Origin of the sequence: Pseudomonas sp. 2822-15, assembly GCF_002742515.1 — a bacterium.
Classification (GTDB): domain Bacteria; phylum Pseudomonadota; class Gammaproteobacteria; order Pseudomonadales; family Pseudomonadaceae; genus Aquipseudomonas; species Aquipseudomonas salomonii.
Genome location: NZ_LJRY01000183.1, coordinates 1 through 15331, shown reverse-complemented (window position 1 = coordinate 15331; position 15331 = coordinate 1). Strand labels below are relative to the sequence as shown.

The 15331-nt window shown below is 58.7% G+C and carries 13 protein-coding genes; 5 read left to right on the top strand and 8 right to left on the bottom strand.

Translation table 11 applies throughout. From position 1 onward, the window contains the following. Positions 1 to 47: 47 nt before the first annotated feature. From AOA59_RS12200 to AOA59_RS12190, 3 genes are all read right to left on the bottom strand, one after another. Positions 48 to 635, bottom strand: coding sequence for a hypothetical protein (locus AOA59_RS12200; RefSeq protein ID WP_099487559.1), 588 nt, complete (start codon positions 633 to 635; stop codon positions 48 to 50). After that, positions 632 to 1204 (bottom strand): RNA polymerase sigma factor, encoded by a 573-nt coding sequence (locus tag AOA59_RS12195; protein WP_065930908.1) that lies wholly within the window; start codon positions 1202 to 1204, stop codon positions 632 to 634. Before AOA59_RS12195 ends, AOA59_RS12200 begins: the two co-directional genes overlap by 4 nt. 151 nt (positions 1205 to 1355) lie before the next feature. Beyond that, positions 1356 to 2984, bottom strand: a complete 1629-nt coding sequence (locus tag AOA59_RS12190; protein WP_099487557.1) for a VWA domain-containing protein — start codon at positions 2982 to 2984, stop codon at positions 1356 to 1358. Positions 2985 to 3498: 514 nt separating this feature from the next. On the opposite strand from AOA59_RS12190, the gene AOA59_RS12185 reads away from it, so the two are divergent. The 3 genes from AOA59_RS12185 (at position 3499) to AOA59_RS32400 (ending at position 8557) form a co-directional block, all read left to right on the top strand. Further along, on the top strand, positions 3499 to 5415 hold the full coding sequence (locus AOA59_RS12185) for a M10 family metallopeptidase C-terminal domain-containing protein (RefSeq protein ID WP_256593046.1): 1917 nt from the start codon (positions 3499 to 3501) through the stop codon (positions 5413 to 5415). 101 nt (positions 5416 to 5516) lie between these two features. After that, a complete protein-coding gene (locus tag AOA59_RS12180; protein WP_158235243.1) occupies positions 5517 to 6902 on the top strand; it encodes a M10 family metallopeptidase C-terminal domain-containing protein in 1386 nt (461 codons plus the stop codon). Positions 6903 to 7423: 521 nt separating this feature from the next. Beyond that, a complete protein-coding gene (locus AOA59_RS32400; RefSeq protein WP_239694291.1) occupies positions 7424 to 8557 on the top strand; it encodes a M10 family metallopeptidase C-terminal domain-containing protein in 1134 nt (377 codons plus the stop codon). An 81-nt stretch (positions 8558 to 8638) separates the two neighbouring features. On the opposite strand, the gene AOA59_RS12170 is transcribed toward AOA59_RS32400, so the two are convergent. The 4 genes from AOA59_RS12170 to AOA59_RS32395 all read right to left on the bottom strand — a co-directional run bounded on the left by AOA59_RS12170 (position 8639) and on the right by AOA59_RS32395 (position 10590). Then, positions 8639 to 9289 carry a DUF799 domain-containing protein gene (locus AOA59_RS12170; RefSeq protein ID WP_017136674.1) on the bottom strand — a complete coding sequence of 217 codons (651 nt, stop codon included), beginning with the start codon at positions 9287 to 9289 and terminating at the stop codon, positions 8639 to 8641. Beyond that, entirely contained in the window at positions 9286 to 9648 is a 363-nt protein-coding gene (locus tag AOA59_RS12165; RefSeq protein ID WP_017136673.1) for a DUF4810 domain-containing protein, read from the bottom strand. Before AOA59_RS12165 ends, AOA59_RS12170 begins: the two co-directional genes overlap by 4 nt. Positions 9649 to 9677: 29 nt before the next feature. After that, positions 9678 to 10358, bottom strand: a complete 681-nt coding sequence (locus tag AOA59_RS12160; protein WP_065930911.1) for a CsgG/HfaB family protein — start codon at positions 10356 to 10358, stop codon at positions 9678 to 9680. A 67-nt stretch (positions 10359 to 10425) separates the two neighbouring features. Further along, a complete protein-coding gene (locus tag AOA59_RS32395) occupies positions 10426 to 10590 on the bottom strand; it encodes a hypothetical protein (protein ID WP_158235242.1) in 165 nt (54 codons plus the stop codon). Positions 10591 to 10787: 197 nt separating this feature from the next. Here AOA59_RS32395 and AOA59_RS12155 point away from each other — a divergent pair, with 197 nt between their 5' ends. Together AOA59_RS12155 and AOA59_RS12150 are read left to right on the top strand one after the other, a co-directional pair. Beyond that, on the top strand, positions 10788 to 11399 hold the full coding sequence (locus tag AOA59_RS12155) for a hypothetical protein (RefSeq protein WP_065930912.1): 612 nt from the start codon (positions 10788 to 10790) through the stop codon (positions 11397 to 11399). A gap of 16 nt (positions 11400 to 11415) precedes the next feature. After that, on the top strand, positions 11416 to 12003 hold the full coding sequence (locus AOA59_RS12150; protein WP_068932760.1) for a hypothetical protein: 588 nt from the start codon (positions 11416 to 11418) through the stop codon (positions 12001 to 12003). A 136-nt stretch (positions 12004 to 12139) separates the two neighbouring features. On the opposite strand, the gene AOA59_RS12145 is transcribed toward AOA59_RS12150, so the two are convergent. Then, on the bottom strand, positions 12140 to 14704 hold the full coding sequence (locus AOA59_RS12145; RefSeq protein WP_099487556.1) for an autotransporter outer membrane beta-barrel domain-containing protein: 2565 nt from the start codon (positions 14702 to 14704) through the stop codon (positions 12140 to 12142). Positions 14705 to 15331: the final 627 nt, after the last annotated feature.

Genomic DNA, 15331 nt, shown 5'->3' with positions numbered 1-15331 from the left:
AAAAAGCCCCAGGTCGAAAGACCTGGGGCTTTTTTGTGCCTGCCGATTTACCGCTTCTGCAACGCCTCCAACCGCGCCGGCAAATCCTCCTCGGGAAAGCGCTCATGCAGCGCCAACAGCTTTTCATCCGCCGCTTTGGCTTGCCCCGCCAGGCGCAGGTTCACAATCTCCTGCAAACCTTCCTCCAACGAAGGCAACGCCAGCGGTGCGCGCTTGCTGAGTTTTGCCATTGGCGCATCCGCCATCGCACCGGCGATTTCAGCTTGAACCGGCGCGGACTCAACCCTCGGCGCAATCGCCATCCGCGCCATGGGCGCAGCCGCAGGCGCGGCATACATCTGGGGCGCCGGCGCCGCGGAAAACGTTGCGGTGGATATCTCCGGCTGCGACACGGGCACGCGCATCACTACGCCGATCATCAGTGCCACACCGGCAACGGTGGCGAATGCCATTTGCCAGCGCGGTTGGCGGCAGGCTTGCAGCCAGCGTTGCCACAGGCTGGGTTGCGGCGCCGGGGCTTCGCGGCGGGCGGTGGCGAGGATGAAGGCGTCGAGGGACGCGGGCGGCTCGCCGGTGCTGTGTTGACGAAAATGCTGCATCAGTTCGTCGTCGGGGGTGTGTGGGTCGTGGGTCATACGAGTATCTCCTCGGCCAGCAGGCGGCGCAGTTTCTGCTGGGCGTAACGCAGGCGGCTTTTTACGGTTTCCAGCGGGGCGCCGGTGAGGGCGGCGATTTGCGGCACTTCGAGGTCGCCGTGCAGGCGTAGCAGGAAGACTTCGCGCTGGTCTTCGGGCAGGTCTTGCAATGCTGCGTCGAGGCGGGCCTGGTCGCGGCTCAGGCTCAGTTGCTGCTCAGGGCCGGCGCTGTCGTCGGCCTGGGCGTGCAGGTGTTCGTCGTAGCTGTCGTGCAAGGGGTTGTGGATGCCATGCTTGCGCCAGTGGTCGATCAAGCGGTTGCGGGCAATCTGGAACAGCCATGTACGAAAACTCGCCCGGCCCTGTGGCTGGGTGGCGCTGCGGATCAGGCTGAGCCAGGTTTCCTGGTACACCTCTTCAGCCAGTTCGGCCTTGTTGCTCAGTGATACCAGGAATCGGTAAAGCCCTTGGCGGTGCCGCGCGTACAACACTTCGAACGCGGCAGCGTCGCCGGTTCGGTAGCGGGCCAGCAGCGATTCGTCGCTGGGTGAGTCATCTGTTACGGCCATGTAGGTCGCGAACTCCTTTCGATGGATCGATGCACATTGACTGTTAGGGCTGGCTTGCCTGCGATGCAGACGATTCGGTACATCCTGTACACCGAGTGGCTGCCATCGCAGGCAAGCCAGCTCCCACAGTTGATTGGTGCCATGTTCGGGATCAGCGTTTGAGGCTCTGCGCCACTTCCACCAGTTGCACGAACTCGTTGCGCAACCCGAACGGGTCATCACCGCGTGCCGAGCGGGCCAGTGCGGCGGTGTCCTTCAAGCTCATGCTGCCAGTGTAGCGGCCATCGCCCTTGAGCTGTTGGGCGAAGGCGGCCACCGCTGCCGCAAAGCGCAGGTCGGCGCTGGCCGGGGCGGTTTCGTTGCGGATAGGCCGTTCAATCAGTTGGCTGGCACCGCCCGCCGCCGGTTTGTAGCGTACGCGCAGCATGGCCAGCTCAGCGGAGGTGTTTTCGGCCGCAGGCCCGGCGGCGTAACGCAACGGCTCCAACCAGCCCTTTTCGCCCTTGGGCACAATTTCGTACAGGGCGGTCACGGTGTGCCCTGCGCCGATCTCTGCGGCGTCGACCTTGTCGTTGTTGAAATCCTCACGTTTGAGTGCGCGGTTTTCATAACCCAGCAAGCGGTATTCGCTGACCTGGGCCGGGTTGAATTCCACCTGTATTTTTACGTCCCGCGCCACTACCGCCAGGATCGAGCTGAGCTGGTCCACCAGGACTTTGCGGGCTTCACGCAGGTTGTCGATGTAGGCGTAGTTGCCGTCGCCGGCGTCGGCCAACTGCTCCATCAGGTGCTCGTTGTAGTTATCCACACCGAAACCCAGGGTAGTCAGGGACACGCCGCTTTTGCGCTGGTCGACGGCCATCTGCTTGAGGCTGTCGAAGTCGCTGACGCCCACATTGAAGTCGCCGTCGGTGGCCAGCAGGATGCGGTTGATGCCCTTCTCTATAAAGCCGGCACGGGCCATCCGGTAAGCCAGCTCGATGCCGGAGGCGCCTGCCGTTGAGCCGCCGGCGGTGAGTTGGTCGATGGCATTGCGGATCCTGGTTTTGTCGCGCCCGCTGGTGGGTTCAAGCACCACACGCGATTCACCGGCGTAGACCACCAACGATACGCGGTCTTGATCACGCAACTGGTCCACCAGCAATTTCAGCGTGCTTTTCACCAGCGGCAAACCTTCACGGCGGTCCATGGAGCCCGACACATCCACCAGGAACACCAGGTTGGCCGGTGCCAGGTCTGCCACTGCACGGTCGGAGGCCTTGATGCCGATTCGCAGCAGTCGTGTGTGCGGGTTCCAGGGTGTGGCGGCAACTTCGGTGGTCACGCCGAAAGGCGAGCTGTCAGTGGGCAGCGCGTAGTCATAAGGAAAGTAGTTGAGCATTTCCTCCAGTCGAACGGCGCCGTCAGGTGGCAGCCGCCCTTGGTTAAGGAAACGTCTCACGTTGGCGTAGCTGCCGGTGTCGACGTCGGCGCTGAAGGTCGAGACCGGGGTTTGTGCAACGCTGTAGACCGGATTGTCGGGCAGGTCCTGATAGCGTTCTTGAGGCTCGGCCCGATATGCCAGGGCCACGGCTTCGCGCATGGCCATTGGTGCGGCCATCAGCACAGGCATCGCTGCCTGCTTGCTCAAGGCACCCTCGGCCTGAGGCACGGCGGCCGCTGGCACGGGAGGCTTGGCCGCCTCTCGAGACGATGAAAGCCCACAGCCGGCCAGCGAAGCCAGTACGGCAACCGCAACGCTGCAGATAAGGGGATGCAGCACTAAACGAGCATGTGACATGGCGCAGAACCTCAACCGTAAATAATCCGTTCATAGGCTCAGACGCAAAACACTGCGGATTCGGGTTAACGCTCAAAATTTAAGCGTCCAACACGCTTGGCCTACCGAGCACTGCGCCATTGCTCGTCAGCTAAAACCACCGAGCGCTGTAGTTCACTAAACAGTGCAGCGTCCGAAATAAGTTACTGTTACGCGCGAAACCTATAATGGCCCGAACAAAAAAACAACAATGTAAGCAAATCTATATTTCCAAAAAAATCATATTAAACACGATTGAAAAGATCATCTTTCAAAAAGACCAGCAGTGCTTAGAAAACCCGCCCCACCGACATAACGTTTAAAAACAAATAAACATAACACCCATTTCAAACAATTTCACACCCGCGTATTGACACACCCTAGAAACAAATACCCTATTGGAAAACAACTTATAGGATGCGAAGGTATTTCCAGCACACAGACATGCTCTTCCCTACAAAATGAATATCCCTCAACAAGAATATGGATTTATTTTATGAGAGTCGACTTTCGCCCGCCTGTCTTCCCGCAACCAGACTACAGCCAAAGTACTATTGGATCGTTTGTTCAGTCGTTTACCCAGCCTTTTTTCAAAAACCCGGTCTTCCGGCCTTTCGTGCAACCCTTCTTTAAACACCCGTTCGTACGTAAGTTCGTACAGCCCTCTGTTCAGCCATCGACACGGCGACCATTTAATCCAACCACAACAACCCGTTCCACGACATTCGACACCGCCACTAAACGCAACTGGGACGGTAAAGATCCGACCCTGCGCCCCAACGATCCCTATGCGGCTAACGTCAGAGTGCGCTCTTTCGATGAACGCCAGGCAACCGACAATCTCACTCGGGGAAACCATAAGTGGCATGACAAAAATGGCGATGGAAAGGTCTCTGTTTCCTACTCGTTCAACAGCGACGCCTGGCAATTCGATGGTCGCCAGAGAGAAATGGCACGACGTGCCATGCAGTCATGGAGCGATGTGTCCAAGCTTTCCTTTGAAGAGAATGGGCCACGCACAGAGGGCAAAATGTCATTTGGCATATCGAACGCCGTCAGCACCGCCGTAGGCTATTACCCAAGCAACCATTACCAAGGAGGCGCCACCCTGTATAACCCCAACAGGGTCACGCGCCACGACCTGATTCATGAAACGGGTCACGCCTTGGGGCTGTACCATACCGGCAACTACAATGGCGGCTATAACGAGAACCGAAGGAGCCACGTACAGGATTCCCAGGCTCATAGCGTCATGAGCTATTTCGGGGCGTCACTGAGCGGCAAAAACCATGGCGGCGCCAAACCAACATCAGCAATGATGGACGATATTTCCGCCATCCAGGCGCTCTATGGCGTCAACCGCAAAATCCGTCATGACGACACCACCTACGGTTTCAACTCCAATAGCCAGCGCGACTACTACACCCTCAATTCCAATCAGGATAAAGCGGTGTTCTGCATTTGGGACGGGGACGGCAAAGATACCCTGGACGTTTCCGGCTACCGTTCCAACCAGACCATTAACCTCAAGGCCGGCTCGTATTCCGATGTCGGCGGGCTCAAGGGCAACGTTTCCATCGCGCGCGGTGTCGTCATGGAAAACGCCATAGGCGGCTCAGGCGACGACGCGATGATTGGCAACGATGCCGATAACCGGCTCACCGGCGGCGCGGGTGGTGACCGGCTGCGCGGCGGCGGCGGCGCGGATACATTTGACTACAACAGTGCCAGTGACTCCACGCCCGACAACCCCGATACGATCATGGATTTTGTCAGCGGCACGGACAAAATCAACGTGTCCGTGGCCATGAAGAATGCCAAAGTCGGCGCACTTGCTTTCGTCAGTGAGATGACAGGCAAGGCCGGTCAGACGGTGCTCACCTACGATGAGCAAAGCGGCAAGGGCAGCCTGGCGATTGACCTGACGGGCGACGGCAAGGCCGACCTGCTGATCCGCACCTATGGGCAAGTCAAAGCAGAAGATATTGTCGCCTCCGCGAGCGCCGAGCCCCAACATCAACGGCTTGAAGCCCCAAGCACTCGATCCGCAATCACGCCGACCCGACCACCCCACCGTTCGATAACACACGCTTACGAAAAGGTCAGTGACTCGCCCTATCACAATGCCGACTTGATTGAGGACTTTGTCAGTGGCAAAGACAAGATCAATCTCGCCGACCTGGTAAAGAATACCGGTATACCGCTGCGGCTGGTCGACAACTATTCGGGCCGCGTTGGCGATACCGTAGTTAAGTTTAACTCACACAGTGGTCGATACTTTGTGGGGGTGGATTTGACGGGTAATCGCCGGACCGACTTCCTGATAAAAAGCACTCAGCTATTAGACCCCAAGGATATTATGGGTTTGACTGAAAACATTGAAAGCCACGCCAAGGTATTTCCACGCCGGTAGAAACTCAAAACATTTAACCCTTTCAGCCACCCAGAGAAACCCCATTGCCCATGAGCTTCAACGTTCACACTTACGCTCGCCTACTAAAAGGATTCAAGTAGATGCTCTCCGTTAATAACAAGCTTTATAGGACGTTTGCATTATTTGAGCCTGCGCATCAACAACCCGGTGCCGTCAGGGACACGCCATTGGTGTCCTACACCACCGCCCAAGCCGCCAGGCACCTGCTACGCGCCAGCCGGGAAATGGGATTGAAATGGCAAGACCATAACCGCGACGGCGTCATTGATATTGCCTCTGAATTCTTTACGCCGGATGAGTCACACCGGGTCAGTCATGTGCCCAAGGGGGCCCGTGAGTTGAATGAACAACAAAAGAAACGGGCGCTTACGTCGATGCAAGCCTGGGCGGATGTCGCCCGTATAAAGTTCTCGCATAAAAGCGCCAGTAACGAGGGGCGGCTGACCTTGGGTGTTTACGAAGGCAACGAGGAATCCTATGCGACCCTGCCCTTTCCCAAAAGCTTTAAAAAAGGCGGTGAGGCATGGCTGGACTCAGAGCATGCACGGCCGAGGACTGACCGTTACGACCAACATGTCATGGCCCACGAAATTGGGCATACGCTGGGCCTTGACCATACCGGTGACTATAACCGGCAACCGGCCAAGCGCGGATACATTGAAGACTCTCAAGCCTACAGCCTGATGAGCTATAACCCCGAAATCAGCAGCGGGCAAAACTTCGCAAAAAACGCACAGTGGACCCACTACTCGGTGGCGCCACTGATGCATGACATTGCCGCGATACAGGCCGCCTACGGCGCCAACTATCAAACCCGTAGCGGCGATACCGTTTACGGTTTCAACTCCAACACCGAACGCGACTATTTCAGCCTGACGTCCTCACAGGACGCGCCGGTTTTTTGCATATGGGATGGCGGCGGCAACGATACGTTGGACTGCTCCGGTTTCAATCAGAAACAAACCATCAACTTGAACGCCGAAGCCTTCTCTGATGTGGGCGGTATGAAAGGCAATGTTTCCATTGCCAAGGGCGTGACCATCGAAAATGCCATTGGCGGCAGCCATGACGATACGTTGATCGGCAACCGCGCAAACAACCGCCTCAAGGGCGGGGGCGGCGCAGATACCTTGAGGGGCGGCGGTGGCGCGGATGTCTTTGTGTACGACAAGGCGAGCGACTCCACCCCGGCGAGCGCCGACCTGATCACCGACTTTGTCAGTGGCCGAGACAGGATCGACCTTACCGGGTTGAGCCAGGACACCCGTACTCAACTGCAACTGGTGCACACCTACACCGGCCGCGCGGGCGACACGCTGGTGAGGTTCAACGCCTACAGTAATCGGTACTTTGTCGCCATTGACCTGACCGGCAACGGCCAGACGGACTTTCTGCTGAAAAGCACGCGGTTGATAAGGCCCCAGGATATCAGTGGGCTGACCACCTCACGGTATGCCTCCGGATAAGCTCGCGGTCGCGCCAGGGCTCAACGTTGCACCTGAAAACGTGTGAAAACCGGTCATCGGCGATGGCCGCTTTTTCTGATGCGGGGCGAAAATTCAGCCCAGGACCGGGCATTGGCTTAACGCTGTGTAGGAACACTGTACCTACAAGAAAAACGACTTACTCGGACACACATCAGGCTTTGGAAAGTGACGCCAACGCTGTCAACTTTCCACTCAGCAAAATGGAACTTGCCTGCCTCACCAAGAAGGAAAATTGCCAATACCCTGTGAGAATAACGACCTTGAGAATTAATCCTGTAACGCCGATGTACAACCCAAATTCAAGCAGCGCTCAATCGACCCGAAGCCCTGCATACCGCCGCTGGGACGCCCCCGCTGTCCGTTCTGTGAGCAGCACTGGGGGCAACTATGACGCCACTCTACGCCCTGACGACCCTTACATACACAAAGCCAACAGGCAGTCCTTTAATAAGCAACAGGCCATTGAGCAGCTCACGCGATATACAACAACATGGCGAGACTTGAACCAAAACAAGCAGATTGAAATTTCTTACAACTTCCTTAACGAAAAGGGTCTGGGGTTTAACGACTACCAGAAACAAGAGGCCCGCCGTTCCATCCAGTCCTGGGGTGACGTGGCCAAGCTGGACTTCACTGAAAATGGCGCCCCGGCAGAAGGACGGTTGACCTTTCGCATTACCGATACCATCAGGTCTGCCGACGGTGCCTACCCTTACAGTCAATACAAAGACAGTTTCAGCGGTGATACTCGCTACAACCCAAGACATATGAACCGTCACACGTTCACGCACGAAATCGGTCACAGCCTCGGTCTGTCGCACCCAGGCACCTATAACGGTCTAGAGGACGATAATAAACGGGTGTATGCCCAAGACTCTAAAGCCCATACCGTCATGAGCTACTTCGGTGCGCAAAACAGCGGCAAAGCGATCAACGGCAACCCCATCGCGCCCATGATGGATGACATCAGTGCCATCCAACACAAATACGGCGCCAATTACCAAACCCGCAGAGAAAACAACACCTATGGCTTCAACTCCAATACCGGCAGGGACTATTACTCCCTGAGAAACCCACAGGATGCGGCGAATTTCTGCGTATGGGACGGCGCCGGCAACGACACACTGGACGTATCGGGTTACCACACCAACCAGGTCATTAACCTCAGGGCGGGCTCGTTCTCTGATGTAGGCAACGGCAAAGGCAACGTTTCTATCGCCCGCAACTGCCTCATCGAAAACGCTATCGGTGGCTCAGGCCACGATGTGATGATCGGCAACGAGGCCGATAACCGGCTCACCGGTGGGGCGGGTGCGGACCGCATGCGCGGCGGTGGCGGCGCCGACAGTTTCGTCTACAACTACGCCAGCGACTCCACACCTGCCAACCCCGACGTAATCATGGACTTCACCAGCGGCACCGACAAGGTTGACCTGCGCGGGCTGGAGCGAAGAACCAAGGCCCAATTCAAGCCCGTCAAGGCATTCAGCGGGCGCATTGGCGACGCGATCGTGGGTTTCAACCCACAGACCCAGCGCCATTTCATCGCCATCGACTTGACCGGCAACCGCACAGCAGACTTCCTGGTGACCAGTACGCAAGTGATCAGGCCACAGGATGTACTTGTGAACTGACTGCAACGCGTGAGCACCAAACCCGCGAAGCCTTTGCGGACCGAAGCGGCCAGCAAAGGCTGTTCACGGTTGAACAGGCACTCAGTCGGTGCCGTATTTCGGGTTGCGCGGGCCATACAAAATGCCGGTGCGCTGCCCCGCCGACAGCAGGCGGACACTGGCAATACCGGCAATCGGGTGCGCCGCATCGGTGGAGCTGTTGATCACCTGCTTCACCGCTGCCGAGACCAGCATGCCCACCAGGCCGCCGCCGTTGTTGTTGCCTTCCTCGCTGGAAGCGCGTGCCGAGCCGGTCCACAACGTGGTGCCGGTGCGCAGGTCCACCAGCTTGGCCGAGGCCGTCACGGAGGTGTCGCTGGAGATCAGCATGTACTTGGTGCCGTAGTCGCTGATGGTGATGTACAGCGCCGCGTCCGCACCAAAAATGTCATGCAGCTTGCCCGGCGCCACGCCCTGGATATCGTTGGCGGTGGTCAGGCCGTTCTGGCGGAAGGTCTCGTCCACCAGGGCAATCGGCAGCACGTAGTAACCGGCTTCGGCCAACGGGTAGGTGACCTGCGAAACCAGGCTGTAGGACGCCTGCACTTCCGGCGATTCATTGATGGGGGGCAGTACCAGGATCGACTTCGGCCGAGCCTGTTTGAAGGCCGTGTAATCAATGGTCTTGGGCGCCGCGCAACCGCCGAGCAACGCCAGGGCCAGCAAGGCGCCGGTGAGTTTTAACAGGTTCATTTAGTGGCGACTCCAGCCTTGGCGTTTTTAAGCAGAAAATCCATGTACGCGGCGGACTCAGGGAACAACGCCTTCTCGGTACGGAATTCCTGCACCATCTGGTCATCCTTGCCCATGCTCAGGTACAACATGCCCAGGTGCGCGTGGTAACCCGGCGGGGCCTTGCGGCCACTGGCGTTGATCTTTTGCAGATCACGCTCCAGGGCTTCCACTTGCGCTTCCTTGGGCTCGCCCTTGAAGTACTCGTAAACCTGTGGCTGGTAGCTTTCCCACTGATACAGGGGTTGGGGCGCCGTGTGGCACCCGGCGACCGTCGCGATTGCTGTCAGCATCAGCGCCAACTTAACTGCCTTGCTCATCCGTGTAGTGCTCCTTGGCGTTCTTGTTATCAGTTACGCGGGTTCCAGGCGCCGGCGTTGATGCCGTCTACCAGGCGGTTGATCGCTTCGCGCATGGCCAGGTCCAGAACCTTGCCATTGAGGGTGGAGTCGTAGCTGGCAGTGCCGCCAAAACCGATGACTTCGCGGTTGGACAGCGCGTATTCACCAGCGCCCTGGGTGGAATACACCACTTCGGAGGTGCTGATGTTGACGATATTCAGCGCAACCTTGGCGTAGGCCACTTGGGTTTTGCCACGGCCGAGAATGCCGAACAACTGGCGGTCGCCGGTCTCTTTGCGGCCGAACTCGGTCACGTCGCCCGTCACCACGTAGTCAGCGCCTTTAAGCTTCTGCACGGCGCCTTTGATCGCGGCTTCCTGGGAGATTTCGCCCATGTTGTCGCGGTCCAGCACGCTGAAGCGGTTGGTCTGCTGCAAGTGGGTGATCAGGATGGTCTTGGCCTGGCCGCCAAGGCGGTCAACGCCGTCGGAGAAGATGCCGCGCATGTAGCTGGAACGGTTATCGAACTTGCCCACGGCAATCGGCACACGCACGCCGGAATAAGCGACGTGGGCGCTGGCAACTTGCTCCACCGGCATCGCGCGGTTGCTCTCGGTGGCGCAGCCGGCCACGTTCAGCAACGCTGCGGCGGTGAGGCCCGACAGCAGAATTTTGGACAGTGTTTTCACAGGGTGCTCCTAGGGGTGAAACCAACGGAAAGGGCTGTGGTGTACGTTATCAACGAAGTCGCGGCGATCAGATTTTGCTGAAAAAGCGCGCACGCTTGCACATGGCCTCAACATCGATAATGTCGAGCCCGCCAATAGCGGTATCAGGAAGAGTGACTGCCATGCAGCAGTGCGGTTGAAACATGCGGCCCGCGGCGAGGCGGGTGGCAGGGAGAAAAGCAGAGAGGCGCATTGCTTGATTCGTCCTTGAAAAATGCCTTGTATCCAGTGCGCGGTATTTTACGGGGTTGCCCTGTGTACTCAAGCGGTTTCACCGCTTCGCAAGCGTTCCCCGCTCAACGGCATTCTGTTACGTTGCGCGCCCGCCTCAAGTTACACAGCCATCGGTCGAGACATTGACTTGGCTTGTTCATTAAATAGGGATATTGCGTGTTGAAAACCCTCCTTCGGGCTGCGGCCCTGCTCGCGACGCTGTCGATGACCGGCTGCGTCTCCTACACCGTCAGCGGCCCCATTGGCGCCCCGCTCCACCCGGCCCCCATCAGCAGCCCACGCAGTGCGCAAGTCGCTGATGTGACAGTGAGCGCCGCCGACGTCAACGACGCCAACAAAACCGCGATCAGCCGTTCGCTCACGGCCCAGCTCAATCAGTACGTGCGTACGGCGGGCTACTTCAAGCAGGTCACTGAGTACCCGGTGCGCCTTGGCGAAAACGACGTCGCGCTGAAATTCAACATGACCTCCCTCAAGGGCCACCGTGGCGTTCACCCCGCCTACGTGCCTGGCGCGCTGTTGACGCTGACGATCTGGATCTGGGTCAACGGCCCGATTTTCGTCGACACCTTCGACGTGGCCGGCGACCTGGTGATTGTCGACCGTGACGGCAAGGAACTGGCAAGCGCCAAGCAAGAGGTCAAGTTTGAACGCAACGTGGGCCTCTACGGCCGCGAATACTGGGCCCCGACCATGGGCGCCAAACAGTTGAACGAACTGGTCGCGCAACTGCTCGACACCGCCACTGCCAAACTCGCCAAACCGTAATTTCAGGGAGCAACATATGAAAGGGTTGATCAAACACAGCTTGGTCCTCGCCGCCGTCTTGTTGACCGGTTGCGTGTCCTACTCGCAACACGAATTGCCAGCCGTGCAAACCTGGCCGCCGACCGCTAGCACATCGGCACAGAAACCCACCGCCTACGTGCGCACCACGGCGCTGAGCCAGGTCAACGGTGGCCCCGGCAATACCACGGCCGGAGCACCTGCGGCGCTGTGGGAAAAAACCGTGGCCGATGGGTTCCGCCAGTCCAACCGCTTTGCCCGGGTGAGCACCGACAAGGTCGACTCGGACATCTATGCCGATGCCACGCTGTACAACAACGAACAGTTCAGCATGGCCTCGGCGATCATCACCGGCGCCACGTTCTTCATCATCCCGTCCACGGCGAAGAACACCTTCACCCTGGAAACCGTGTTCAAGGACAAGGACGGCAAAGAGTTGGGCCGCGTGAAGAAAAGCGAATCCGTGCGCACCTGGATGCACCTGGTGCTGATCGTGGGTATTCCGTTCCAGGCCAATACCGGTGAAGTGGTTGAAGCGCTGACCCGCAGCACGCTGGATGAGGCCGTGCAGCGCAAGTTGTTCTGACATCAGGAAGCCGATCGTTCCCACGCTCCGCGTGGGAATGCATCCGGTGACGCTCTGCGTCACGGCCTTAAAAGCAGACGCAGAGCGTCCAGGGCGGCATTCCCACGCGGAGCGTGGGAACGATCAGTGCTGTGGCTTAGAACGCGTAACGCGCTTTGAGCATCACGCCATCGGCGTCAAAGCCACTGCGCGCCTGGCGGGTGTAGCTGGCGCCCACAGTGAAGTCCGACACCTGGTAGTTCACGCCCACACTCGCCTCGTAGCTGTCACGCGCCACCGACGCGCCAGTGGTGGTGAACGCTGCACCACCCGCCACGAAGTTGGAGGTTTGCGCGACGCGATCACCCATCAGGTCGTGATAGGCCATCAAGGTCGCTTCCGGTTGCAGGCTACCCGCACCCATCGGCAAGTTGCCGGCCAAACGCACACCCGCGCCCAGCTCACCCACTTCATAACGCTGCGAACGCGTGCTCAGCGCCGCCGAAGAACCCTTCTCGTCGTAGCCGTCCATGCGCACATTGGCATAACGCGCCGCCACGCGCGGCTCGATCACCACCGCCTGCGATGGCTTGAAGCTGTAGCCGCCGATCACGCTGGCCGACAACACGTTACTGTCGTAACTGCCCTTGGCCGTGGTGCCCGCCACATGGCGCTTGCTGTCGTTGTCGTTATGACCGTAGCTGAGGCTGCCATCGACAAACCAGTTTTGCAGCGCCCAGTTGCCATACAGCGACAGCGCGTGGCCCTCCACATCGGTCTTGTTGCCAAGGTCCGAATGGATGTTGGAATTAAGGTAGCTGTAAGCCACGCCCAGGGTGGTGGTGTCGTTCAAACGCCCGTCCACACCCACGGCCATGCCGCTGCTGTTGGCCGAGTAACCGTTGTTACCGCCGCGCCCATCCTGGTCCATGTTGCTGCTCAAACCCTGCACCCACACGCCGCCGGTTTGATGGCCTTCGCGCTGGTCGGTAAGGCGGTTGAAGATCGCGCCATTGATAACAGTCTGCCCCGACAACGCCACATCCAGCGCGCCACGGTTCACATCCGGCTTGAGCTGTTCACTCACCTGAGCAAGCTGTTGCGCAGTCCCGGCGTTGGCGAGGGACTGGAACACTGGGTCGTTCTGGTTCAGGCCGCCGAGCACATCGTTCTTGAACGTATTCACCGCCGTGGCCGCTGCGGCGCTGGCACCTGCACCGGCAAGTTCCTGCTGCACTTGCTGGTTGTCTTTAACTGCGACAACAGCCTTGACCGTTTGCGCATCCGCCGAGTAGCTCAGCACGTTGAGCAGCGACGACGAACTGGCAACCGACAAGCCGTTGTTCTGCACACTGGTAGCCTGCAACAGCGTGTATTGAGTGCCGTTATTAGTACGCGCAAAGTCGCCTGGCTGCGCACTCACCGTGAGCTTCGACGCCTGGGCGAAATTGGCCGTGCCGTTGACCGACAGATACGGCGTGGTCGGTACCACGCTGTCGGCCAGGTGCATATCAATGCCCGCGCCGCTGGCGACGTTAAGGTTGCCGCTGATCGTGGTACCGGGCGCGGCCAGGTTCAACGAGCCGGAATTGATCGATACCGGCGCGATGATGCGCTGGCCGGCGAAATCAGCTTGGCCGGCGACATTCACCGCGCTCAGGTTGAGCAGGTCGCCGGTGATTTTGCCGCCCGTCCAGTTCAGCGTGGCAAGGTTGGCAGCGTCGATGGCCGTGCCGGATTTGCTGCGGATCTCGCCTGCTTGCTGGTTGATCTCGAACGGCGAAGTCTGGTCACGGGCATCGACCAGGATCGCGGTGCTGTCGGCACTGATCAGGCCACGGTTGATAACGCCGCGCGCGCCCGACTGCGGGTTCTGGGTAAAGGTCGCCCCAGTCAGGTGTACAGCCACCGCATTGGCGCCGTTGGCTTCAATCGTGCCTGTGTTGAGCAAGTAATCGAAGGTACCGGAGTTGAACTGTACGGCCCTGGCCATGCCACCGTTGACCGTCACCACACCGCTGTTTTCTATACGCAGGTCACTGGTGTCGGTTTCAACTTCAATGCCCAACGCCTCTTCACCCGTGACGCGGATGGTGCCGGAGTTGAGGATTTTGCCGCCGACGGTCACCGGCATGTTGTTATGGGTATCCAGGATCAGGCCGTAGCCGTAGATGGAAGTGACATCAATCAGGCCGGAGTTGATCACGTCACCACCGACGGTCGTACCATTGAGGTACATGCCCTCGCCGTCACTGTCCGACCCCGGCACGTCAACGGCAACGATAGTTCCGGAGTTGATCACGCTGCCGCCGATGTTCGCGGCGCCCACCTCAAAACCTTCGGCCCAGGTCTGGTTGGTGAGCCTGATCGTACCGGCCTGGATCACATCACCGGTGATCGTGCCGCCACGGGCGCGCAGATCAGAGTCCAGTGCGCCATCCACCACAAAACCACGGATGTTGAGGCCACTGCCATCAATGTTGTAGTCGGCGCGGTTGATCAGCGAACCCTGAACATTGGTCTCGGCAACACTGGCCCCATCGACATAACGCTGGGTGGCCACCACATTGCGCGACCCGACCAAGGTGACAGGCTCGTTGAACACCTGGCCTTTCCACTTGTTCTGGCCGCTGCTCACGTCGAATTCCACCGCAGCAACATGCGCGGCGCCTGCGCTGACCATCAGGGCCAACAGGGTTTTCTGGAACGGCTTACGCTTCATTTCAAACTCCATGAACTACAGTCAAAGCCGCCAATACGCCCGGCGGCTGTAGGTGTGCTGAGCGAGGGATCAGATGATCCGAATGCATTCCCCAAGGCACTTTGCTGAACCCCAGGCGCGGGCAATCGCACCGCAGCCGGTGGTGGCAGACAAGGGAACGGGGAGGCGAAGTTCACATTAATCCTTAATGTCGTTTTAAAACGCTGCAGTCCATGCAGCCCGACCGGTTGCGGGTGGGCGGGGTAAAGACCCGGGTTTGAGGGAAATGGTTCCTTTTGCGGTAGGAAACTTCCCCAAACTACCGAGGGTTTGCCTGATATCCGTGAGCGGACGGCGGAATGCGTTGGGGATGGAGGGGCTGGGGATAGGCGAAAGGGGGTTGAGTCAGGGCGTTGGTGCCTTGCATGGGTTTGGGTGGGGAGCTTTTATAGTCCGGCCCGTCGCCCATATGGCGATCAGGTTTGGCGACCTGACAACAGAGTGCAAAAGCAACCCGCTTCCATGCAGGTGTTTTTGCACCCGCAAAGCTGTGCATGTTATGGCGGCTGTGGGTATGACTCACCCACATGGGTTACAAATCAGTTCACGCACATAGGTAACAGTTTTTAACTGGCAGGGTCGATTTCG